Origin of the sequence: Pseudoalteromonas sp. A25 (genome assembly GCF_009176705.1) — a bacterium.
Classification (GTDB): domain Bacteria; phylum Pseudomonadota; class Gammaproteobacteria; order Enterobacterales; family Alteromonadaceae; genus Pseudoalteromonas.
The window spans coordinates 2397888-2421827 of the sequence record NZ_AP021846.1; the positions used below are offsets into that span (position 1 = coordinate 2397888).

18 protein-coding genes are annotated in these 23940 nt (G+C 43.3%); 7 read left to right on the forward strand and 11 right to left on the reverse strand.

The features are described from left to right. Window positions 1-64: 64 nt before the first annotated feature. The 4 genes from nagA to GDK41_RS10205 all read right to left on the reverse strand — a co-directional run bounded on the left by nagA (window position 65) and on the right by GDK41_RS10205 (window position 4317). Window positions 65-1189: an N-acetylglucosamine-6-phosphate deacetylase gene (nagA, locus tag GDK41_RS10190; protein ID WP_152086316.1), complete on the reverse strand. Its 1125-nt coding sequence runs from the start codon at window positions 1187-1189 to the stop codon at window positions 65-67. Further along, window positions 1189-2100: an N-acetylglucosamine kinase gene (gene nagK, locus GDK41_RS10195; protein ID WP_152086317.1), complete on the reverse strand. Its 912-nt coding sequence runs from the start codon at window positions 2098-2100 to the stop codon at window positions 1189-1191. Before nagK ends, nagA begins: the two co-directional genes overlap by 1 nt. Window positions 2101-2371: 271 nt before the next feature. Next, window positions 2372-3214 carry an isopenicillin N synthase family dioxygenase gene (locus GDK41_RS10200; protein ID WP_152086318.1) on the reverse strand — a complete coding sequence of 281 codons (843 nt, stop codon included), beginning with the start codon at window positions 3212-3214 and terminating at the stop codon, window positions 2372-2374. A 293-nt stretch (window positions 3215-3507) separates the two neighbouring features. Continuing rightward, window positions 3508-4317 (reverse strand): M48 family metallopeptidase, encoded by an 810-nt coding sequence (locus GDK41_RS10205; protein ID WP_152086319.1) that lies wholly within the window; start codon window positions 4315-4317, stop codon window positions 3508-3510. A 179-nt stretch (window positions 4318-4496) separates the two neighbouring features. Here GDK41_RS10205 and GDK41_RS10210 point away from each other — a divergent pair, with 179 nt between their 5' ends. Next, window positions 4497-5687 (forward strand): Bcr/CflA family multidrug efflux MFS transporter, encoded by a 1191-nt coding sequence (locus GDK41_RS10210; RefSeq protein ID WP_232056441.1) that lies wholly within the window; start codon window positions 4497-4499, stop codon window positions 5685-5687. 30 nt (window positions 5688-5717) lie between these two features. On the opposite strand, the gene grpE is transcribed toward GDK41_RS10210, so the two are convergent. Together grpE and GDK41_RS10220 are read right to left on the reverse strand one after the other, a co-directional pair. Next, entirely contained in the window at window positions 5718-6320 is a 603-nt protein-coding gene (grpE, locus tag GDK41_RS10215) for a nucleotide exchange factor GrpE (RefSeq protein WP_152086321.1), read from the reverse strand. Window positions 6321-6378: 58 nt separating this feature from the next. Beyond that, window positions 6379-7323, reverse strand: a complete 945-nt coding sequence (locus GDK41_RS10220; protein WP_152086322.1) for an HrcA family transcriptional regulator — start codon at window positions 7321-7323, stop codon at window positions 6379-6381. Between the two features lie 86 nt (window positions 7324-7409). Here GDK41_RS10220 and nadK point away from each other — a divergent pair, with 86 nt between their 5' ends. The 5 genes from nadK (at window position 7410) to GDK41_RS10245 (ending at window position 14228) form a co-directional block, all read left to right on the forward strand. Further along, a complete protein-coding gene (gene nadK / locus GDK41_RS10225; protein ID WP_152086323.1) occupies window positions 7410-8294 on the forward strand; it encodes an NAD(+) kinase in 885 nt (294 codons plus the stop codon). A gap of 65 nt (window positions 8295-8359) precedes the next feature. Continuing rightward, window positions 8360-8968, forward strand: coding sequence for a hypothetical protein (locus GDK41_RS10230; RefSeq protein WP_152087563.1), 609 nt, complete (start codon window positions 8360-8362; stop codon window positions 8966-8968). 90 nt (window positions 8969-9058) lie between these two features. Beyond that, window positions 9059-10732 carry a DNA repair protein RecN gene (gene recN / locus GDK41_RS10235; protein WP_152086324.1) on the forward strand — a complete coding sequence of 558 codons (1674 nt, stop codon included), beginning with the start codon at window positions 9059-9061 and terminating at the stop codon, window positions 10730-10732. Window positions 10733-11350: 618 nt separating this feature from the next. After that, window positions 11351-11794: a hypothetical protein gene (locus GDK41_RS10240; protein WP_152086325.1), complete on the forward strand. Its 444-nt coding sequence runs from the start codon at window positions 11351-11353 to the stop codon at window positions 11792-11794. A 319-nt stretch (window positions 11795-12113) separates the two neighbouring features. Continuing rightward, window positions 12114-14228 carry a neutral/alkaline non-lysosomal ceramidase N-terminal domain-containing protein gene (locus GDK41_RS10245; RefSeq protein WP_152086326.1) on the forward strand — a complete coding sequence of 705 codons (2115 nt, stop codon included), beginning with the start codon at window positions 12114-12116 and terminating at the stop codon, window positions 14226-14228. Between the two features lie 77 nt (window positions 14229-14305). Here GDK41_RS10245 and GDK41_RS10250 read toward each other — a convergent pair whose 3' ends face one another. Continuing rightward, the gene (locus GDK41_RS10250; RefSeq protein WP_172971597.1) at window positions 14306-15196 is read right to left on the reverse strand and encodes an acetoacetate decarboxylase family protein; all 891 of its coding nucleotides are present in this window, start codon (window positions 15194-15196) and stop codon (window positions 14306-14308) included. A 190-nt stretch (window positions 15197-15386) separates the two neighbouring features. Here GDK41_RS10250 and GDK41_RS10255 point away from each other — a divergent pair, with 190 nt between their 5' ends. Further along, on the forward strand, window positions 15387-16349 hold the full coding sequence (locus GDK41_RS10255) for a helix-turn-helix transcriptional regulator (RefSeq protein WP_152086328.1): 963 nt from the start codon (window positions 15387-15389) through the stop codon (window positions 16347-16349). Window positions 16350-16510: 161 nt separating this feature from the next. Here the strand turns inward: GDK41_RS10255 and GDK41_RS10260 are convergent, their stop codons facing one another. The 4 genes from GDK41_RS10260 to gltB all read right to left on the reverse strand — a co-directional run bounded on the left by GDK41_RS10260 (window position 16511) and on the right by gltB (window position 23659). Then, complete coding sequence (locus tag GDK41_RS10260) at window positions 16511-17161, reverse strand: hypothetical protein (RefSeq protein ID WP_152086329.1); 651 nt, start codon at window positions 17159-17161, stop codon at window positions 16511-16513. Between the two features lie 265 nt (window positions 17162-17426). Further along, a complete protein-coding gene (locus GDK41_RS20225) occupies window positions 17427-17600 on the reverse strand; it encodes a hypothetical protein (protein ID WP_172971521.1) in 174 nt (57 codons plus the stop codon). Between the two features lie 180 nt (window positions 17601-17780). Continuing rightward, a complete protein-coding gene (locus tag GDK41_RS10265; protein ID WP_152086330.1) occupies window positions 17781-19196 on the reverse strand; it encodes an FAD-dependent oxidoreductase in 1416 nt (471 codons plus the stop codon). An 8-nt stretch (window positions 19197-19204) separates the two neighbouring features. Then, window positions 19205-23659: a glutamate synthase large subunit gene (gene gltB / locus GDK41_RS10270; protein WP_152086331.1), complete on the reverse strand. Its 4455-nt coding sequence runs from the start codon at window positions 23657-23659 to the stop codon at window positions 19205-19207. Window positions 23660-23940 lie beyond the last annotated feature (281 nt).

Consider the following 23940-nt stretch of genomic DNA (forward strand, 5'->3'; position numbering starts at 1 on the left):
CGGGTACCTCTTAAAAACAAAAAAGCCCCGTTATACTGCAACGGGGTTTTTATTCAGGGAAAAACTAAATCTTTTGGCCAGCAATAAAAGTCGCGTTTGCTAGCAAAGAATCGTCAAGCAACACAAAATCAGCATCCGCTCCATGTGTTAAATGCCCTTTTGTTGGAATACTTAAGTATTGCGCTGGATACATAGATGCCATACGCAAACTTTCGCCAAGCGACACATCTAAGTCATTCACAGTATTGCGTACCGCACTCGCCATATCTAACACGCTACCTGCAAGCTCCCCCGTTGTTGAGTTTAACCTATCACCAGTACGTATCACCTTACGGCCATCAAAGAAATCAAACTCCATATCATCAGTGCCAACGGGTGGCATGGCATCGGTCACCAACATGATTTTGCCACGTTGCTTTGTTCTAATAGCAAGCTTTGCCGACGTGCTATGCACGTGATGGCCATCAACAATCAAACCACACCAACTATTGTCATCCCAAAGCGCTGCACCAACAACACCAGGCTCACGAGAAGTAAATGCAGACATAGCGTTAAATAGATGCGTAAAACCTGTAGCACCTACTCGTAATGCGTTCATGGTTGTATCAAAATCGGCATTTGAATGGCCAATACATACTTTAACACCGAGTTTAACCAGTCGTTCAATGTCAGCAATCGGCACCGTTTCAGGGGCCAGTGTCACCATTTTAATTCCTAAGTCTTGCCGTGCATAAATAGCAAACTCATCATCAGAAATAGAGCGGATATATTGCTCACTATGAGTGCCCTTTTTAGGGTGAGACAAATGTGGTCCTTCAAAGTGTATACCAACAATTCCAGCTTGATGATTTGCTACAGCTTCAGCTACCGCGTCTGCTGCTGCCGACATCACTTCTACTTTATCGGTTATAAGCGTAGGCATAATTGCCGTTGAACCAAACTGCCCATGTGCCGATAGCATTTTTGCAAGACACTGAGTACTTTGCTCTGCATTAAAAAATGCACCGCCACCACCATTAACCTGTACATCAATAAAACCAGGTACAACCAAGCCATTAAGCTGCTCTACAGGCTCGCTTACATCACTCACCTCATAGCTAATTTTGCCATGTTCTACGGCAAAAATTACGTTTTCTTGGAAGCTGTATCCATCAAACAATTTCGTTGCTTTATACAATTGCCTAGTCATTAATTCGCCTTTACTAAATTCTGTTCTACATTTTTAATCGCAAAGTAGATTGCACCCATCTCTGGTGGCTGCTTGGGTCGCTCTACTAATTTTGCGACATCGGGGTCTAGCCATTTATTTAACGGCTCACAAAGGCCCCCTATCATCGATAAACGAGGTGGATTGTTTTCAAGCAATCTTTTTGCTAACCGGCTAATATAATCAGCACCTTGAGTGACAATGGACAGTGCCACTTCATCTTCATGTTCCGCAGCTTCAAATACTAATCGAGCAAGCTTAGCATACGTACTTGAAGGTTGACCTGCCATCTGCTCGGCTATACCCATGGCTGTTAGCGTATTAAAATGCGCCTTAAACATCGCACTCATTTGCGTGGCTGGACCTAACTCATCAAGGTCTAATAAAACGGCTTTGATGGCTTCAAGCCCCATCCAAGCACCACTACCAATATCACCTTGCGCAAAGCCATGACCACCATAATTAACGGAGTCGCCATTAACGATAGAAAATCCACAAGAGCCCGTACCAGTAATAATAACCGCACCATCTTGACCTTCATGTGCACCGATACACGCTGTATGTAAGTCAGTGGTTAAAAACATTTGTTGGAATGGATGGTCCCATTGCATTATTTTGTCGTAAAGCGCAGGTAAATTTACGCCAGCTAAACCCATACCAGCATTTAAATCATGAACTTGCTCAACACGTAACCCCGCATCTTGCAGTGCTAATTGGGTCGAAACCATGATTGACTCTAACGTACGTTCAAGACCATGAAGTGGATTTGCAGGACCTCCAAGACCTGAGCCTAATACACCGTGTTGCTGTGAGTAGATAGTAGCGCGGCATTTAGTTCCTCCGCCGTCTATACCTATATATAACTGGTCTTGTTGCACCTGTTTAGCCATCATGTAGCGACCTCTATCGATTGGGGTTGGCTCAATTTTATAGTTTTTGCTGAGCATTTGAGTCGTGTTGAATTAATGTTACACACAAAATGACAGCGTTGTCATTAAATTTTTGATAAAATTGCTTAACAATGAAAAATTCTAATATTGCACAGAATCTATAAGTTGTCAGCGTAAATATACTAATAATATTGAATTTATAGGGATGAATGCAGTAATTGAATCAGTTTAAGTTTTTGTATTATAAATAAAAAGAGCGGCTAAGCCGCTCTTTTTATTTTACACCTAACTCAGTTAATCGCTCTTGCAAGTAGCTATCTGCCGTATAACGCTCTGACAACACAACATCAGGACGAGGATGCAAGAATAACGGCAAAGAAATTCGTGATTTTGTTGAAGCTTTACCCGTTGGGTTAATTACGCGGTGGATTGTAGATGGGAAGTAGCCACCCGATGCTTCTTGTAACATGTCACCAATATTGATGATCAATGAACCAAAGTCACACGGCACGTCTAGCCAACCGCCATCTTTTGTTTGCACTTGCAAACCAGGCTCATTAGCCGCAGGCAAAACCGTTAGCAAATTGATATCGCCATGTGCGGCAGCTCGGATAGCACCCGGCTCTTCATCACCTGTCATTGGCGGGTAATGTAATATACGTAATAATGTTTGCTCAGAGTCAGCTATCATATCTTTTAAATCGATAGAGAATTTAGCACGCACATCTGCTGGGGCTTCTGCCTGTACCCAACTTAACAATTCAGCTGCAAACTCGTTCGCTAAACGATAGTACTCGCGAATTTGCGCATCAAGTTGCGCTGGCACACGGCCTTTAGGATAAACATGGAAGTACTCTTTGATATCTTTTACAGTGAAACCTTTTGCTACCTCAGATACTTCAGGTGGAAAATATCCGTCTTGAGTCTCTTTGTCATACAAGAACTCATGCTTTTGTTCAGAGTTAAAAAACGCTTGCCAATTGTTGTAAATAGACTCAACTAACTCTTGGGGAATTGGGTGATTTTTTAATACACCAAAGCCTGTGTTACGTAAAGACTCGACAAATTGTGCGGCTGCATTGGGCGCTTGATAATCGACCGTAGGTAATTGTTGCATATTGATTCCACTTGATTATTGCATGAATTCACTGGTAAATAAGCAATTGGTATTCTAACCCCGCCTATCTTAGTGCATGTACTGTGTAGATAGCTGGCGAGCATAGTTAAATAAGCGCCGCCCGATAAGGACTTTTGTCCTCTCACACTGACTGTTATGCACTATTTTGAGCCAGATCAAATTTATAAAAAAACATCTAAAACAAATTATGACTGGCTAAGCTAAATATAGCATTGCCAGAGCAAAGCACATCATGCGCTTGTAGTTGATGTACTTTACTGCGGGGGGTTAAATCACTTACATTGCGGTTTTCTACCAGCTTGCCATGCCGTATTTTTTAGCGCATTCGCTTTAGTCATGCCATTTTGTAGATTTGCAATACGACTTTGTGGTGCAGGGTGAGTGGACATAAACTCAGGAGGTCGCTCACCGCCAGAAGCCGCTGCCATATTCTGCCAAAGGTCAACTGAGCCTTGAGGTTCAAAACCTGCTTTGGCCATTAAATCTAAACCAATGATGTCAGCCTCACTTTCATGAGAACGACTAAACGGTAACGCAACACCAAACTGAGCGCCTAAACCAAGCCCTTGCATAATTGCATCTCTATATTGCACATCGCCCATTTGTAACGCGACATTGCTGGCTTGAAGACCAAACTGCAGCAAACTATTTTGCGATACACGTTCGTTTGCGTGTTGTGCAATAACATGCCCTACTTCATGACCCATTACCGCTGCAAGTTGATGCTGATTTTTAGCAACATTTAATAATCCAGTATGGACCCCAATCTTACCACCAGGCAACGCAAACGCATTGGCACTATCTTCTTTAAACACCACAACTTCCCACTGTTGATTTGCGTACTCAGCGGGTAGTTGAGCAATCAATTGATCAGCAATACACTGCACATAAGCGTTGGTTGCCTTATCAGATTCAATCGCCTGCTGCTCTTTCATTTGAGAAAAACTAGCCACCCCCATCTCACTCATTTTTTGGTCAGAATACAAAGTGATCTGTGTCCGCCCTGTAGGAGAAGTTTTACATCCAGACACCACCAGTGTCATAAGTAAGGCACTTGCCAACGTTGTAAGTATTTTTTTCATACTGTTCATTTCCAATCACATTAAGCTTGTTGCTAGTTTAAAACATCCTAGCACTGACTCAAGCATACGGCTTTGTTATTATTCTATTTTGACGCAAATAATTGCTACTTAACTATTAACTTAAGCTTAATTGGCCACATATCGTTATAATCAATAAAAGTCATTTTTTGTGGACGCTTGTGCAACATTCTCATTCTTTTGGTCGTTTATTTTTACCGTTACTTGCCAGCATTGTGGCACTAACACCTTTAGCAATAGATTTATATTTACCGGCAATGCTTGCCATCGCCTCACAGTTAAATACCTCTCTTGAGCAAGTTCAAGTGTCTTTAAGTTGCTACTTGGCGGGCTACGCATTTGGCATGCTTATTTTTGGCCCTTTAGCAGATAGATTTTCACGCACACGTTTAGCGCGTTTAGGGTTACTGGGGTTTGCTATCAGCTCTGCGTTACTTGCATTAACCACAAACATAGAATTGTTTAACATGCTTCGGGTATTACAAGCATTTACCGGCGCTGCGGCCAGTGTTGTTGTACCAGGGATCATTCGCCATTATTACCAACAAGACACAGCCAAAGGTATGTCATATGTTTCTATGATCATGATGCTTGCGCCACTACTTGCACCCAGTATTGGTGCCGCCTTAATGCTAGTTTGGCACTGGAGCGCTATCTTTTGGTCGCTAAGTATTTATGCTTTGCTAGTGCTAGTTTGTTGTTTTTACGCTGATCTAGATGTGCCTAGATTCAATAAAAGTAAAATATCTCTTTCGTTCTTTCTAAAAAACTATCACGTTGTACTCTCTAATAAGCAAAGCCGTTATGACATACTCACTTCCATGTCGGTGTCATTTGCCTTTTTTTGCTTTTTAACTTCAGTTCCGTTTGTTTACCTTGATTACTTCGCTGTGTCTGAGCAGTTGTTTGGCGTGCTCTTTGCACTCAATGTGATGGCGCTTATGTGCGGAAATTTTTTAAATACACGTCTGGTGCCAAGACTTGGCTCTAGGCGTATGCTGTTTTTAGGATTAGCTATTGGTGTCTTGGCCGCCAGTGTGCTAGTGGCCCAAAGTATGATGACTGTTAATGTATGGCTTTTTGCCAGTACCGTTGCTCCATTGATGATGAGTTTAGGGGTCATCGCCAGCAATGCCGATGCACTTATTTTAATCGCCTTCGAGCAACACTCCGGCACCGCTACGGCGGTCATAGGCACTCTGCGCTTTGGCAGTGGTGCGCTAGTAGGCCCCATCTTAGCCTTTGTAGAGCCTAAAAGCGCGTTGCCATTTTCGGCGCTGATGTTAGCAGCGGTATTAGTGTCTATTGGCTACCAAGTATTGCAAAAATCACGCACAAAAAAAGCCGGATAACACCGGCTTTTTTGTCTCTAAAAATGCATTTTACTCTGCTTCTTTAGATACCATCACCATTGCTGGGCGCAACAAACGACCATTCAATGTATAACCTTTTTGCATTACTGCAAGCACAGTATTTGGCGAAACATCGTTACTTGGTTGAATAGACATCGCCTGATGTAAATCAGGGTTGAATGACTCACCTTGTGGATTCACTGTTTCAACACCAAACTTAGATAGCGCATCAGCAAAACTCTTCAAAGTCATGTCGATACCTTCAAGTACAGGCTTTAACGTTTCGTTTTCTTTGTCAGAAAACTCAATAGCACGCTCAAGATTATCAATTACTGGCAATAACTCGTTTGCAAACTTTTCTAACGCAAACTTATGTGCTTTTTCAACATCTTGAGCCGCTCTACGACGCATGTTTTCAACATCAGCCGCCGCTCTTACCACGCCGTCCTGTTGATCTTTAATCGTCTGCTTAGCCGCTTCTAATTCAGCATACAAGCCAGCTATCTCTTCTTCAGGGCTAACATCTGTTTGCGCCTGTGTTTCTTCTTGCTCTGTTTCGTGTGTTTGTGCTGCTTGCTCTACTTGCTCAGCAGCTTCTTGCTCATGTTCAGGGGCATTGGTTTGCTCAGACATGTAAGATTTCTCCGATTCTTTACAACTGTGGCTAATTATGGGGATAGAAATTTCAGATTCAAGCCCCGATTGGCGTGATTTGAGAAAATTGTGTAATGATGGCTTCAATTGGTGCATTTGCAGGGCAAATTACGCAAAAACGACTTTGATATTCACCATTTTGAAAATAGGGCACACTCAATACCAGTGACTGTTTTACATTCAGTGTACTTAGCTCTTCACCCATTAATACTGACACACCATTTTTAAAAGCTAATTTATCTTCAACTTGGTGTAAAAACGATACGCCAATATTTAGTTCTGACTCGATATCTAATCCCTGATATAAAAAGCGCTCACCAACCACAATGCTATTGTCTGTACCTAATTGATAGTGTAACTCTCGCGTCCACTGTGCAAGTTGATCTCTGCAGCTATCTGGCGCGCTATGCGCCATTGCTTTCATCCGATGCAGCCCTTCTATTAATGTTTGCTGGCTAAAAACCGTGTTCATCCACGCTGCAAACAAATAACGATGCTGATCACTGTCGTCTTTGGGCTTATTAATACAAATGTTGTGAGATTGCCCTGCTCTGTCTATTAACAAAACCAGCCAATAAGTACTATCAAACGCCAATACTTCAACCCTAAAAACGAGTTGTGAACTGGCCTGTGGTAAGCCCACGCAACAACAAATATGGAATTTTTGACTCAAACTGTGTGCAAATTCAATCAATTGGTTCTGTTCAGGTTGCCAATAGTTGGCAATATCAGACAAAGCAAAATACTCATTCAGCCAATACTTTAGGCCAGAGTCCGTTGGCACTCTACCTGCAGAGGTATGAGGCGAATACAATAGGCCTATTTTTTCTAAACGAGCCATGGCATTGCGCACTGTTGCAGAGCATACAGCCATGCCTTTTTGCTTGGCTATCTTGCTAGAAGCCACTGGGTGCCCTTCACCATTGCAGTACAAACTCATTACCGCAGAGAAGATTTGTTGGTCGCGTGCTGTTAATTTCATATTATTTATGTAGTGACATCATTTGCCAGTTTCAAGTGCTGACATTTTAAGTTAGTCTTGCGCTATTATTATCAAGGAATTCAACAATGACGACTCCCTTCAAAACCATAGGCCTAATTGGAAAGCCTAACCATGAAGGCGCGGCGTTGACCTTACAACGCTTATACACCTTTTTGCAAGCACTTGGTTATACCGTTTTAGTTGAGCAACGCGTAGGAGCGCAAATTTCTAACATTGATAACAACGTGCTTACTGAACTGGTCGATTTAGGCACCCAATGTGACTTAGCCATCGTTGTAGGTGGTGACGGCAATATGCTTGGGGCTGCGCGTGTGTTAGCACGTTTTGATGTTGCCGTAATTGGTGTTAATCGAGGTAATCTTGGCTTTTTGACCGATCTCAACCCAGAGGGTTTTGAAGCCAGCTTAGAGGAGGTACTTAGAGGCAACTTCATTTCTGAGTCGCGTTTTTTGTTGGAAGTAGAAGTTTATCGTCATGCCCAATTAAAAAGCGCCAATCTTGCTGTAAACGAAGCGGTGCTGCACGCAGATAAAGTAGCACACATGATCGAATTCGAAGCGTTTATTAACGATGAATTTGTCTTTTCACAGCGCTCTGATGGGCTCATTATATCAACCCCAACGGGCTCTACCGCCTATTCATTATCGGGGGGAGGCCCAATACTAACACCTCAGCTTAATGCAATGGCCTTAGTACCGATGTTTCCTCATACACTATCTAGTCGCCCCTTAGTCGTTGATGCCAATAACGAGATCCGCCTTAAATTGAGCCTAGAAAATACCGACAGCCTACAAGTCAGCTGTGACAGCCACGTAGTACTCGCTGTACTCCCTGGTGATGAAGTAGTAATAAAAAAAGCAGATCAAACTTTGCGCTTGATCCATCCAAAATCCTATTCGTATTATAATGTGCTCAGGCAGAAATTAAATTGGGGCAGTAGGCTTTACTAATGCCACTAATATGCCGCAAAATAGGGTTAGTTATTTTTCTAATTTAGGAAATTTTAGTTGTTATGATCAGTTACATTGTTTTTTTCACTCTACTGCTTCTTATTACGCTGTTAGGAGTGTATGTGGTGATAGAAAATAATCGCAAAAAAGCGCGAGAAGCCGAAAAAAAAGTCTTTAATGAGCGCTTAAAAGAAGTCACTGATAACTTTAAGGCGAAAACCGCTGAGTATGTAGATGCTAAAATACTTCGCCCAAAATATGCACCTAAAATAAATGCCATTGTCAGCAATTTTTTTGTTGTTCAAGCTCATACTGAAGAAAACCTTAATCAACTAGAAACAGTAAGCGAACAGTTTACGCGTGCAGTAGGAACAGAGTTAGGAAAATCAAGAATTACAGGTAATAAAGACTTGCTAGCGGAGCAATTACAATACTTTGTCGCTGAGCTTCCATCTTCAGGCATCGCGTACAATAAAGATTTCTACCATGAAATCTTGCCAGCATTAATTGCGCTTATAAAAACACCTGATGTGTCTGTCGAAGCACTGAGCGACAGTGAGTCTGTTGATCAAGAAACTGACACTCAAGAGCAAAATAATGACTCGAATGACGACCAAAACAATCAAACAGAGCAGCAAATGACAGCAGCAAGGCAACGCTTAACGACGAGCTAGCGTTTGCATCAGCTTAGTTACAAAATTCAAGTTGCATTTTTAAAGCATACTGTATAGATTAACAGTATAACCACTGTTTGGATACACAGTATGCTTATAAATTTAGAAATTAAAAATTTTGCCATTGTAAATGCCTTAAATATCGAATGGCAGGCAGGTATGACTGCCATCACTGGTGAAACTGGTGCCGGTAAATCAATCGCCATTGATGCCCTATCGCTATGCTTAGGTGAGCGCGCTGACCCTGCAGCGATCCGCCCAGGGGCTGACAAAGCACAGATCAGCGCTCACTTTGATATCTCAACGTTACCCACCGCTCAGCAATTTTTAAAAGAGCACATGCTTAATAACGAAGAGCAAGACTGTATTTTACGCCGCGTGATCAGTAAGAATGGTCGCAGTAAAAGCTATATCAACGGCGTTGCTGTGACTGCCGGGCAATTAAAAGATTTAGGGCAATACTTAATTTCTATTCACGGTCAACATGCTCACCAGCTGCTGCTTAAACCCGAACATCAGTTGCATCTACTCGACGCTTATGCAGGCCACTATTCACTCGTGAATGCTGTCGCTACACAATATACCCATTTTAACAAGTTACAACGCGAATATTCAGAGCTGCAAAAGCAACAACAAGCCCAAGCTGCCAAGCAGCAACTACTTGAATATCAAGTCGCTGAGTTAGATGAATTTGCGCTCGAAGATAATGAATTTGCCGAAATAGAAGCAGAGCATGGGCGTCTTAGTCATAGCCAAACCATTATTGAAACTTGTCAAAGAGAGCTTGCCCATTTATACGAAGACGACCAAACGGTGCTGAGTCAACTACAGCATAGTACGCAGCAATTTAGTGAACTGTCCAGCTATGATGGCAACTTGAGCCCTATCGCATTGATGCTTGAAGAAGCCGCAGTGCAAATTGAAGAAGCCTGCAGAGAGCTACGCAGCTACAGTGAAAACATCGACCAAGATCCAATGCGCTTGCAAGAAGTAGAGGAGCGGCTATCAAAAGCGATGGATTTATCTCGCAAACATGCTGTGAAGCCAGATGAACTTTATGACTTTCACCAGCAGTTAAAGTCAGAACTTGACGATATCAGCTCTGATTCGCAGCGCCTTGATGCGCTAGAACAAGAAATCGCAGACGCGATACAAGCTTACAATATCGCCGCAAAAGGCTTGAGCGAAAGCAGGCAATCAGCCGCCAAACAACTTAATGAATTGATCAGCAACAGTATGACCTCGCTATCAATGGAGAATGGCCGTTTTGCGATTGAGTTAACGCAAAAAACACAACAAAAGCCTACAGCTAAAGGATTTGATGATATTGAATTTTTAGTTTCAACTAATCCTGGCCAGCCGCTGCAACCGCTGGGTAAAGTAGCGTCCGGTGGTGAGTTGTCGAGAATAAGCTTAGCTATTCAAGTAATTATTGCCCAGCGTGTTACAACCCCTACCCTTATTTTCGATGAAGTAGATGTGGGCATTTCAGGGCCAACGGCATCGCAAGTGGGTAAGCTTTTAAGACAGCTAGGTAAATCGACCCAGGTGATCTGTGTAACCCATTTACCACAAGTAGCATGTAGCGGGCACCATCAATTTTTTGTTGCCAAGTCAGTTGAAAACGGTGAAACCTTTACTTCAATGAAACCACTTGAACACGATATGCGGGTAGAAGAAATTGCCCGTTTAATTGGTGGAGATAAAATTAGTACAACAACCAAAGCCAGTGCCCAAGAATTACTCTCGGTACAAAGCGCGTAAGTTGATAATTGAATAGGAGCCGCTCATGCCAACTGACTTTTTGCTAGCTCCTTTTCCCCTAAATTTCAATAAATATTCTTTTAAAAAGGCCGCAAGAGCGGCCATGTAGTAATGATCAGTACCACACACGGCTAGTCACATATGTTCATGTACAACAAGTGGCTTATTATTACAGCTCGCTGTAATTAACCTCAGCTGCACATAAGAGAATTTGCCCAATAAAGCTATTTCGCTCACTCTCTTCGTTATTTTAATTTGTAATAGCTCGCTATTACTTCACGAAAATGCCTTGATAGTGAGCGAAATATCGTCATTGGATATTGAAGGGGTTGCAATGTCTCTCTTCTGAGCTATCAAAACTCTTATCCGCAGCTGAGGTTAATTAGTTTGTTGTTTATTATTTTTCGTTGTTTCCATTATTTAGCCACCACAGTACCTAACCATATAGCTAACCGTCTTCATTAAGCGGCTCGAAAAACACGAAATAAATTGTTTCAAAACGTGGATTAAACGCCAATTTACAAGGTGTGTTTTTAGTGTAAATATTAACCAGAAGGCAACTTGTATGCCGGCACTTTTAGAGTGGCTTTGCACTTAAGCAATTGGTAAGGGAAATATATGAACACGTTAAGGTATGTATTTTCGCAGAACGAAAAATATGATGGTATTCGCCCCATTAATATCTATGCTATGCGACTGATTTACATTTTAATGGCGACAATTTTAGCCTTTGATGTTTGGTCGTACATCATTTCTTATGAGCACGCTTGGGACCCGAGCGATGCGATGGACTGGAGTGTGTGGGCAGCGTTTTCACTGTTCGCTCTGATAGGCATATTTAAACCGGTAAAAATGATCCCCATCTTACTGCTAGAAATCGCTTACAAGTGTATTTGGCTAGCACTGGTTGCCTTACCGCTTTATCACGCAGGTACGCTGTCTGACGATACAACCGATGGTATGTTGTTCCCATTTTTGTTGATTGTTTTACCCATCCTTGCAATACCTTGGGGTTATGTCATTAATACGTATTTAAAACCATCAAATAAAAAGCATGCATAGTGCTTCAAAGCGCTTCAAATCACGAAGCGCTTTTCTCCTGAGGCGGCCATGTTGGATGGCATCGCTTCGCAACTTATTCAGCCTGTCTGCTAATACGTTATTGCGCTTGTTATGGTGCCAATAGCCATGCAATCAAAGCAACTCCTACTCCACGACATAAAAACAATTTGTTAGGCTAATATTACTATTTTGTTTCATTTAGTAATGCGATTTAATCTTTTCCCTATCTCGCGAGTATAGAAAGCGCCGCCCTTTATGGGTATTCATCCTTCCTAACAAAAAACATAGCTTTGCTAATTGGCTCAGCTTGAGGATTTGTATGATTTTTTATAACTCAAAATATGCACACTGGTTTAAGAAACTTGCCAGCTTTACCCTGTTGCTCCTAAGCTTAGGCGCAAAAGCAAATAATGATTGGATCATTGGCACAGGCATTTACGATATCACCGGACCTGCTGCCGATAGAGGTATGGTAGGCTACGGAGATATTGCACAAACAACCAAAGGCATACACACAAGACTCTGGTCACGTGCGTTTGTTATTGGCACCCCCACGAACGATCGATACATTGCTTTTGTAAGCGCCGACCTACAAAGCATTACACAAAGTGTTCACCAAGGTGTGTTAAAGAAAATAGCGAGCGATCCATTACTTGCCCCCTACTTCAACCAAAGCAACGTGATGATCAGTGCAACCCATGTTCATGTTGGCCCCGGTGGCTATGATCATAATATCATGCTCAATATGAGCGCACTTGGCTATGATGCGAATAACTATAACACCATCGTCAACGGTATTTATGTGTCCATTCGCAGTGCGTTTTTCAGTAAGGGGTTTGGCAGTATAAAAGTGAATGAAGGGCAATTATCAGGTGCAGCGATTAATCGCAATCCAACCGCTTATCGTCAAAACACAGATGCTGATAATTACTCTAAAAACATCAACGAAACCATGACGCTCTTGAAATTTGTAAAAACTAACGGGCAAGAAATCGGCATGCTGAACTGGTTTGGTGTTCACAACGTATCGAGCAGTCAAAGTCAAAGGCTCATTACGGGCGACAATAAAGGGCTTGCAGCGCAGTTATTTGAAAAACAAAAAGGCGCAAATTGGCCGCTATCAGGCCAGTTTGTTGCAGCATTTGCCAATAGCGAAGAAGGCGATGTGTCACCCAATGTATGCGGGCCAGAAAATGGTTGCGCGGGTAAAGGAAACAATGAAGGCAACGTGGCGCTATCTGCGCAAAAGCAATATAGCAAAGCCATGAGTTTATACAATTCTGCGTCTGAAGCATTAAGTGGCCAGCTAGATTTTCGTTTCCAATACGCGAAAATGCCCGGCTTTAATGTTTCAAGTCACTATTCGGGCGACAGCAACCAAGCGCTATGCGAAGGTGCAATTGGTTTTTCAATGACCGCAGGTGCAACTCATGATGGCCCTTCTGGTCAAGCTGGTGTGTTTGAAGGTATGACACAAGATAACGAAGGTTCAGCATGGGATCGCAGTACAGCGATTGGCGCGGTCAGCGGTGCTTTCAAGTTCATTAACGACTTTGGCGGTTTACTCGGGTTTGATAAAAACGTACTGGGCAGTAAAACTCATGAAAGTTGCCAATACCCAAAACCAACCTTTTTACCCATCAAATTGGGTGCTGCTGCACACCTTTACACCGATACGTTACCGTTCCAATTATTTCAAATTGGTAATATGGCATTGATTGGTATCCCCGGTGAGATTACCACCATGGCCGCTCGCAGGCTACGTAACGACCTGCAAGCTACACTTGCTGCAAAAGGTATAACTAGAGTCGTGTTCGCAGGTTTAGCGAATGCATATGGTGGATATATCACCACCAAAGAGGAATATCGCGTTCAATATTACGAAGGCGCGCATAACCTTTTCGGTCAGTATACGCTTGCAGCCTACCGTCAAATCTATTCAGGTCTCGCAGGTGCTTTGAGCAGCGGCCAAAATGTGAATGTAGGCCCCACACCACTAGATTGGTCAAACAAGCAAAAAGTCAATGCGATTGGCGTGGTTTATGACGACAAACGCTTGTGGGAGTCTTTTGGCCAAACTTGGCAAAATGCAAACAGCCGTTACAATCGAGGAGACACGGTCAAGGTCAAGTTTCGCTCGGGCCATCCGCAAAATAACTTTAAGACGATGTCGAGCTTTATGGAAGTTCAGCGCAACATCAACGGCAATTGGACGACGGTACTAACTGATAATGACTTCAGTACCAAGTTTAAGTGGATAAGAGATACGGCGCCCGATTGTCTGGCATGTTCATTCGCGCAGCTAGAGTGGACCATTGACGCGACTATGCCATCCGGCACTTACCGCATCAAACATCATGGGCATTGGAAAAGTGGTTGGGATAGCAAAATACGCAGCTACTCCGGTTCCAGTCGGTCATTTTCAGTAAACTAACCAATAATACAAAGAGGCCTAGCATCACTAAGCCTCTTTTTTTAAGGGTTGTCGTTAAGCTGGAATTAAACAAAAGCCTATCGCTCATCGCTAAAAGCAAACGGTGCCACAAAATTGCTATTCGCCAGATCAAAACACGCATCCATGTGCGCTGTATACCGCGTTTCAAGCGGTTGTGGTTCTATCTCTAACTCTCTGAGCATTTGCGCTTTTGGGCCATGGCCTAAAATCAAGAATTTTGGGTCATCTTCCCCTTTTTGCCACAAGCGGCTGATATTTTTATTCACGTTAAAGCCACCTTTAAAATGTGTTGGGCTTTGCAACAGCTTTGTGCCCAAGCGAGAGTATAAATTCGATGCAACATCAAAGTGCTGTGCTTTACCCTGTGTGGGCACTTTAAGCGTGAGATAATGATCGCCCTTAGCGTCGATGGCTCTGCTGGTGCAGTAATGGTTATCAGTTTGGATCTCAACCGTTTCAACCTCTTTTGGCAGGCCCCATATTTCACGGCCTCTAATTCGATTCTCCTCAGAAGTCACAGGCATATGAAATACGTAATAACCAAATTTATCTAAACTTTGCATGAGCATTGGCAGTACTGGCACATTCACTAAGGGGTCAACCATGACTGGAATGGTCATGGCAATCTCATTATAAGGAGCAAGCCCCAGCACGCGCTTATATTGATAACATGAGAATGTAACCAGCGCCCGCCCTCTTGGCATGGCTACCGGCTTCATTTTTGGGTGAGGCAACAACGCTTGCGCCCGTTTGTAATCACACAAAAATACAGCAATAGCGCAACTCACATCACCATATAAAGTGGGAAACAGATAATTTTTACTCACCTGCTCATTCAATTTCAGCGGGCTGCTTGCATGGCGTAGTTCAAAACGATTAAAAAATGGCGATGAAAATTGTGAACGGTTATCTAATAAACTCGGGGCAATTTGGTAGTTGGGTTGCATATCGGTCTCATAAATGCGTGTAATACTGATATTGTGACCATACATGCGCACGCAACCAATAGTAGATATGACCTAAGCTGAAGTGTTAAAGTAACATTACACTTTCGTTACAACAGAGGCAGTTTTACTGAAAAAGGTTGAAGTTACGCAACTCTCCTTTGTAAGTTTAGTCCTCACGAAAAGCAGCATTATGACAACAATAACCAACCAAGAAGCTCTGATCAGCACGCTCTACCGTGAGGCAACACGGGTTCCGCCCGACCAATATCGAGTGTGGGCGTTAGAACAACTATCTAGAGTCATTGAATTTGATGCCGCGTTTTGGGGCAGCGGTAACAGTGCCGATATTCACTTTCACTATGTTTGCCATATCGGTTTAGACGACAACTACGCCCATCATTTGCAAAAAACCTTACCGCTCAACCCCATCAAAGACATGGTCATAAGCAACTTGGGCAGACCGGTTAACATGCAAGATGCCTTCGCGGATGACGATTTTTATCAGTCTCAGTTATACCATCAACTTTTTAAGCCTTATGGTATTGAGCGCATATTGGCCGCTGGGCACTTTGATAATGACAACGGCCTGTACTCATTGATCAGCCTTTATCGCTTTGACCGTGAACACGTTTTCACGCGCGAAGAACAGCAAATACAAGAACGCATGGTGTTTCATTTAGTCAGCGCACTCTCTCACGCATTCTTTCTACATTTGCGTGTGGGCACCGCGTTAGAACAAACCAAAGATCACGCCTCTTCAGCTATTTGCGATTTGAACGGCTGCTTTCATGAAGTACAACCGCGATTTGTAACTCTGTTAAATCAACACTTTCCAAACCGCTCCGATGTAACCTTACCCTTTCCCATTGGCAAAGACCAAACAATGGTCGAGATCAATAATTTGTCCATCACATTTAAGTCGCTTGGTAAGCTTGTTTTAGTCACGTTGCGCTTACCTGGGCCATTAGACGTACTCAGTCAGCGTGAAAAACAAATAGTAACCTGGATCTGCAAAGGCCTCAGCTTTAAAGAAGTAGCCAAGCAACTCGAGGTTGCACCGTCAACGGTGTCTAATCATTTGTATCGTATTTATGAAAAGGTAGGCATCAACAGTCGCAGTGAACTGGCCCAGTTGGTGGATAGTCAGAATTAATTTTGCATATGCCATTAAAAGAGCGCTTCCATCATAGGCTCAGAGCCTGTCACATACGTACAGGCTGTTAGTCAGATTGGTAGTTTTTGATCTTTATATTGTGAAGCAAGTGACTTGACCCCTTGCCTTTTAGTGACCCCTTGCCTTTTAGGGCTACACAACTAATTGATTTTCTCTCTTATTTCATATAGATGGTCGAGTAATGTGTCTAATTCATTAAGCAAATCATCTAGAGAATTCAGAGGCTTATCGCTATTTAACTTTGGCATATTTTCAAGAGTAAGTTCTTTTTTACAAGTTATCTGCTGCTTTAATTGTTCCGCAAAGACCTGAATTCCAAAAATAGTACCTGAAATCCTAGCTATCAGATCAATGCTTTCACCTTGTAAATACTTATATAAGTTACGTTCAAATAATGATTCATAACGCATCTCGATACGAGCGGCCACTTCAACCAATGCTATTGGTGGTCTGTTGTTTTCAATACAATGTTTAACGTACCCAACTTTAGCTTTTAGGTCTTTTACAATAACAATTGCATGATGAGTTGACTGTACAGTTTCAACTCTTTGTTCATTTTCTTCCAATATACGGTTATTGATTATCAGCCGGTTAGCAACCTGTACAACTAGAAGAGCAGTTAAAGGGGGCAATAAAGATTTAGCCCCCTCGAATAGATAGTTAAAATCTTTAATATAAAGGCAATAAATAATTCTGAAGAGAACAAGACAACAGTACGTTATCAATAACCAAGTAAGCCACTTTATGTCACGATCAATAGTTTCATACTTTTTTACTAAATCGAAAATCATCGAACTTCCTAGTAGCCCTAACAGCCCATTCAGCCCCTTTTGGTAGTTTATAACACACCAAAGCGACTCATATTACATACCGTTATAATTCCACCAATAATTGCCAATGTAAACAAGCATATAACACAGCGGAAAATTCCAGTTTGTCGCTTTACCCCAAAACAGCGAGGAATAATGTTTTAGGACAAAATTCGGCACTTTGTATAAAACGGCATAACTTTGCTCTCTACTAACGGCTGCTTCTGACATTTTTCAGCCCTTAAACTCAAGTCCAATAGTCACTTTTAGCCAGCAGCTTAACGTAGTCAGTCGGGTTATTTCTAAGTAACAGCATGATTTCTAGTCGGATGGCGGCGCTGCGCACCTTATACCGACCTACACCAAAAGGTAGGTTGGTTAAGCCGAAGGCGCCACCCAACAAAGTTTCAGATTCAGGCATTGGAACTACGCTTCTGGCATTTTCCAGCCGTTAATCTCAGGTCCAAATGCCACTTTTAACCAACCGTTTAGATACGCGCTTCACAAAGCATATCGATAAACCAAACCCAACAAAAAAGCCCGCTTGTGCGGGCTCGATGGTCTTACTACTTAGTTTGAAACTAATTTCTAAATAGAGTGATTAAACATCCAAGTAATCGAGAATACCTTCTGCGGCGTTTCGGCCTTCGAAGATGGCGGTAACCACTAAATCGGAGCCGCGCACGGCATCGCCACCAGCGAAAATTTTTGGGTTGCTGGTTTGATGGGTAAATTCGCCTTTTTCTGGTGCTTCTATGCCGCCCCAGTGGTTAATTTCCACATCGTATTGCGCTAACCAATCAAGGCTATGTGGTTTAAAACCAAATGCCATCAATACCGCATCCGCTTCTACCACATGCTCAGACCCTGCCACCTCTTCAGCGCGACGACGGCCATTGGCATCGGGCTCACCGAGTTTGGTTTGTACCATTTCAACGCCAGTGACATGGCCTTGCTCGTTCACCAAAATCCCCTTTGGTTGTAGGTTAAATTTAAACTCAACCCCTTCTTCTTTGGCATTTTTTACTTCACGACGAGAGCCCGGCATGTTTTCTTCATCTCGACGATAGGCACACACAACCGATGCGGCGTTTTGTCGAACAGACGTACGCACACAGTCCATGGCAGTATCGCCGCCACCAAGTACCACGACTTTTTTGCCTGCCATATCGATAAACGGCTGTTTTGACTCGTCATATCCCATCACACGGTTGGTATTGCCAATTAAAAATGGCAGTGCGTCATATACGCCTTGTGCGTCCTCATTCACCAGTCCACCGCGCATGCTTTGGTAAGTACCCACACCTACAAACACTGCATCGTATTGTGATAACAGTTCATCCATACTAATGTCTTTGCCTACTTCCGTGTTCAGCTGAAAATCGATTCCCATTTCAGTAAAGATCTCGCGGCGTTTTTCCATTACCGATTTTTCGAGCTTAAATGACGGGATCCCAAAGGTTAACAAGCCGCCAATTTCAGGGTTACGATCAAACACCACTGGCTTAACGCCATTGCGTACTAAAATATCGGCACATCCGAGCCCCGCCGGGCCTGCGCCAATAATAGCTACTTTTTTGTCGCTCCAAACCACATAAGACATATCCGGCTTCCAGCCCTGTGCAAATGCGGTGTCGGTAATGTATTTTTCAATATTGCCTATTGTGACGGCGCCAAACTCTTCGTTAAGTGTACACTCGCCCTCACATAACCTGTCTTGCGGACATACCCGACCACATACTTCTGGTAAACTATTGGTGCGGTGTGACAGCTCTGCCGCTTCAAAAAGTCGACCATTTCTTATTAACTTCAGCCACTGCGGAATATAGTTATGAACTGGGCATTTCCACTCGCAATATGGGTTGCCACAATCTAAACATCTATCCGATTGCGAATTTACCTGACTGCTCGAAAACGGTTCATAAATTTCTACAAATGACTGTTTACGAGTCGAAATTGGCTTTTTGCGCGGGTCAACTCGTTGTACGTCTATAAATTGATATACATTTTCGCTCATACTTCCCCCTATTGAGCCTGCACACGAAGTTCAGCACTACTGCGTGCTCTGTGCCCTAATAGGCCTTTAAGATCGCTAGATTTAGGTTTAACTAGTTTGAACATCGGCAAATACAAATCAAAGTTAGCCAACACTTGCTCGGCACGTGATGAACAAGTTAGATCTAAATGCTCTGCAATTAAGCCTCGCAAATGTTCTTGATGCGACGCCAGTTCAGTCAGTTCAACCACTTCAACAAGCTCTGGGTTAATACGTTTTTCAAAGTCATTGCCCTCATCTAACACATAGGCAAAACCACCGGTCATACCGGCACCAAAGTTCACCCCTACCGCACCAAGCACACACACCACACCACCGGTCATATATTCGCAGCCATTATCCCCTAGGCCCTCTACAACCGCTTGAACGCCAGAGTTACGCACCGCAAAACGCTCACCTGCTCGCCCTGCAGCAAACAACTTTCCACCTGTTGCACCGTACAAACAGGTATTACCCATGATTGTGGCTTGATGACTGGCAAAGCTCGAACCCATAGGCGGCCTGATCACCAGCTTACCGCCAGCCATACCTTTGCCTACATAATCATTCGCATCACCTACGAGTGTCATCTCCAGACCACCGGCGTTCCACACACCAAAAGACTGGCCAGCTGTACCATGTAGCTCAATAGCAACTGGGTCTGCAGACATACCTTGATTACCATGCTTACTGGCAATATAACCCGATAACATTGCCCCGACCGAACGATCGGTATTAGCTATTCGGTTGACCAAAGAGATCCCTGATTTTTCGTCGATGGCTTGTTTTGCCTTATCAAGCAATAGCTCATTAAGCTTACCCTCATAATGAGAGGTGTTCTTTGCGCTGCAATAAAGCGTCTCACCTGAGGGGTTACTCGGTTGTGCCAGCAAGTTCGATAAATCAAGCTTACTTTGCTTGGCTGTGCGACCTTCTATCACCTCAAGCAGGTCGGTACGGCCAATTAGGTCAACAAGTCTTGTTACCCCTAATTGCGCCATTAACTCACGCGCTTCTTGGGCAATAAACTTAAAATAATTCATCGCCATTTCAGGTAGACCGTGATAATGCTTTTGGCGCAACGTTTCGTCTTGTGTTGCCACACCCGTTGCACAGTTATTGAGATGACAAATTCTTAAATATTTACATCCAAGCGCAACCATAGGGCCGGTACCAAAACCAAAACTCTCGGCACCTAAAATAGCGGCTTTAACAATATCTAAACCCGTTTTTAGACCACCATCGGTTTGTAAACGAATGCGGTGACGCAAGCCGTTTTCAACCAATGCTTGCTGGGTTTCAACTAAACCAAGCTCCCACGGACTCCCCGCATACTTAACTGATGTTAACGGACTTGCACCGGTGCCACCGTCATAACCAGCAATGGTAATAAGGTCGGCATAAGCTTTTGCCACACCCGTGGCAATCGTACCAACACCCGGTTCAGACACGAGCTTCACCGAGATCATGGCATTGGGGTTAACTTGCTTAAGGTCAAAAATTAGCTGAGCTAAATCTTCTATTGAGTAAATGTCATGATGCGGTGGAGGTGAGATCAACGTCACGCCAGGTACTGAATAACGTAACTTCGCTATGTATGGCGTCACTTTTTCACCTGGCAACTGACCGCCCTCGCCCGGCTTCGCGCCCTGCGCTACTTTAATTTGGATCACATCGGCACTTTGCAAGTAATGCGGCGTTACACCAAATCGGCCTGAGGCAACTTGCTTAATACGCGAGTTCTTTTCTGTACCAAAACGCAGTTTATCCTCACCGCCTTCACCTGAGTTAGAGCAACCACCCAAACGGTTCATGGCAATTGCCAATGCTTCGTGCGCCTCTGGCGATAACGCGCCAATACTCATTGCTGCTGAGTCAAAGCGTTTGTAAAGCTCAGTTGCAGGTTCTACATCATCAATACTAACTGCCGTTTGTCCTTTTAAAGCCAACAAATCGCGCAAGTTGGTAATAGGACGATTATTTACCAGATCTGCGTATTTCTGGTAATCAGAATAACTACCAGAGCGCACTGCCACTTGCAGCGTTTGCACAACATCTGGGTTGTATGCATGGTACTCTCCACCATGTACATATTTGAGTAAGCCACCATGGCTGAGCAATTTACGCTTGCTATAAGCGAGCTTATGTAGCTTAGCTTGATCACTTTCAAAGTCTTCAAAACATGCGCCCTGAATGCGGTTTGCAACACCTTTAAAGCATTTTTCAACCACGACATCAGATAGACCAACCGCCTCAAATAGCATTGAACAGCGATAAGAGGCAACCGTGCTAATGCCCATTTTTGACATGATTTTATACAAGCCTTTGTTAATCGCATTACGATAGGCTAGCGTCACTTCACGGTAAGTCTTTTTGATGATGCCTTGATCACACATCGCTACCAATGACTCATATGCCAAGTAAGGATAAATAGCTGTGGCACCAAAGCCTAACAATACTGCAAATTGGTGTGGATCTCTTGCGCTTGCCGTTTCAATAATAATGTTAGAATCGCAACGCAAGTTAGTATCAACTAACCTCCTTTGCACTGCCCCCACAGCCATTGCAGCTGGAACAGGTAACGTTGCCTCACTGATATCTCGGTCGCTCAATACTACCATCACACAACCGGCTTGTGCCATTTGCTGCGCTTCATCGCATATACGATTTATGGCATTTTCTAAGCCCTCATCTGGTTTGTAGTTCAGTGATACCTTGCAGATAGAATAGTGCTCATCGTCTGCATTACGCAGCTGCTGCATATCAGAGTAAGACAATACGGGCGAATCAAACTGTAAGCGCTTAGCATGACCGGTCGTTTCATTAAATACGTTTTGCTCTCTACCAATACATGTAGCCAAAGACATAACGTGATTTTCGCGAAGAGGATCAATGGGCGGGTTGGTTACTTGCGCAAATTTTTGTCTGAAGTAATCAAACAGCGAGCGATAACCTTCTGATAATACTGCAAATGGTGTGTCGTCACCCATTGAACCTGTAGCTTCCTGGCCATTTTGACCCATCACACGCAATACTTGATCAAGCTCTTCATTGGAGTAGCCAAACAGCTTTTGGTAGGTCAATAGCATTTGGTCGTCTACATCTCTGCCACCTGCTTGCTGCTCATCTAACTGCTCAAACGGCGTTAAGCGTTTAACGTTTTGTTCCAACCACGCTTTGTATGGGTGGCGTGCTTTTAGATCTTGGTCAATTTCATCCGATTGCCAAATTTTGCCGTGTAATGTGTCAATTACGAGCAATTCACCGGGTCCAACACGGCCTTTATCAATCACCTCATCAGCGGCGTAATCCCAAATTCCTACCTCTGAGGCTAGTGTAATAAAGCCATCTTGGGTTAATACATAACGCGCAGGCCTAAGTCCATTTCTATCTAAGTTACACGCAGCAAAACGCCCATCCGACATAACAATGCCCGCGGGGCCATCCCAAGGCTCCATGTGCATAGAGTTAAAGTCGTAGAATGCGCGTAAGTCATCGTCCATCGCACGATTTTTTTGCCACGCAGGTGGCACTAGCATGCGCATGGCTCGAAATAAATCCATACCACCAGCTAAAAACAGCTCTAGCATATTATCTAGGCTCGATGAATCTGAACCTTCTTCATTGACAAAAGGTGCTGCACTTTGCAAGTCAGGCAACAACGGCGAAGAGAACTTATAGGCACGAGCTTTTGCCCACTGACGATTGCCAGTAATGGTATTGATTTCACCATTGTGTGCTAAATATCTAAATGGTTGAGCCAACGGCCAACGCGGTTGGGTGTTGGTTGAAAAGCGCTGGTGGAACACACAAATTGCACTTTTCATTCGCATGTCTGCAAGGTCAAGATAGAAGTTTGGCAAATCTGCCGGCATCATCAGACCTTTATACACAGTTACAAGGCCCGAGAGACTCGAAATATAAAACTGCTTATCATCAGCTAAGCGCTTTTCAATTCTGCGCCTTGCAATATAAAGTCGGCGCTCGAGATCTTTTGGTCTCCAGCCTTCTGGCGCACTGACAAATACTTGTTCAAAAATGGGCAATTGCTGCTTTGCAATCGGACCCAGCATTGACGGATCTGTGGGCACTTCTCTGAACCCCACCAGCGTGAGTGTTTCTTTTTCTAATTCTTCACCAACTACTTTTCTTGCAGCGTTCGCAAGTTCACTATCCGTATTTAAAAATAACATGCCGACGGCATAGTTCTTACCTAAGCGCCATTGCTTTTCATCAGCAATAGCACGAAAGAAACTGTCTGGCTTTTGTAATAATAATCCACAGCCATCACCTGTTTTTCCATCAGATGCAATGCCCCCTCGGTGTTGCATCCGATCTAATCCTGTTATCGCTGTGCGAATGAGTTTGTGACTCGCCTGACCATTGATATGAGCTATCAAGCCAAAACCACAATTATCTTTTTCTAGTGCTGAGTCATATAACATGGACTCCTCCCCTTGCTACAACTGCCGTTGGTTACACTTCTAACGATATTTTTGGCAGATATTCAAAATTAGCGAGGTTTTATATGCGAGTCAACAAAATTATGAATACATATTCATGAACTTGAATATTTCTCATTGGTATCAAAAATTAACAAGACACTTCTAAAATAGGATAAAAGTCGCAAAAAAAGATTAAAAAAAGAACATGACACCAGTGTCATTTTAAATTTAAAGTTAAGCTCGTTAAGCTGAAAGATACAGTTTACGTAAACGTAACCCCA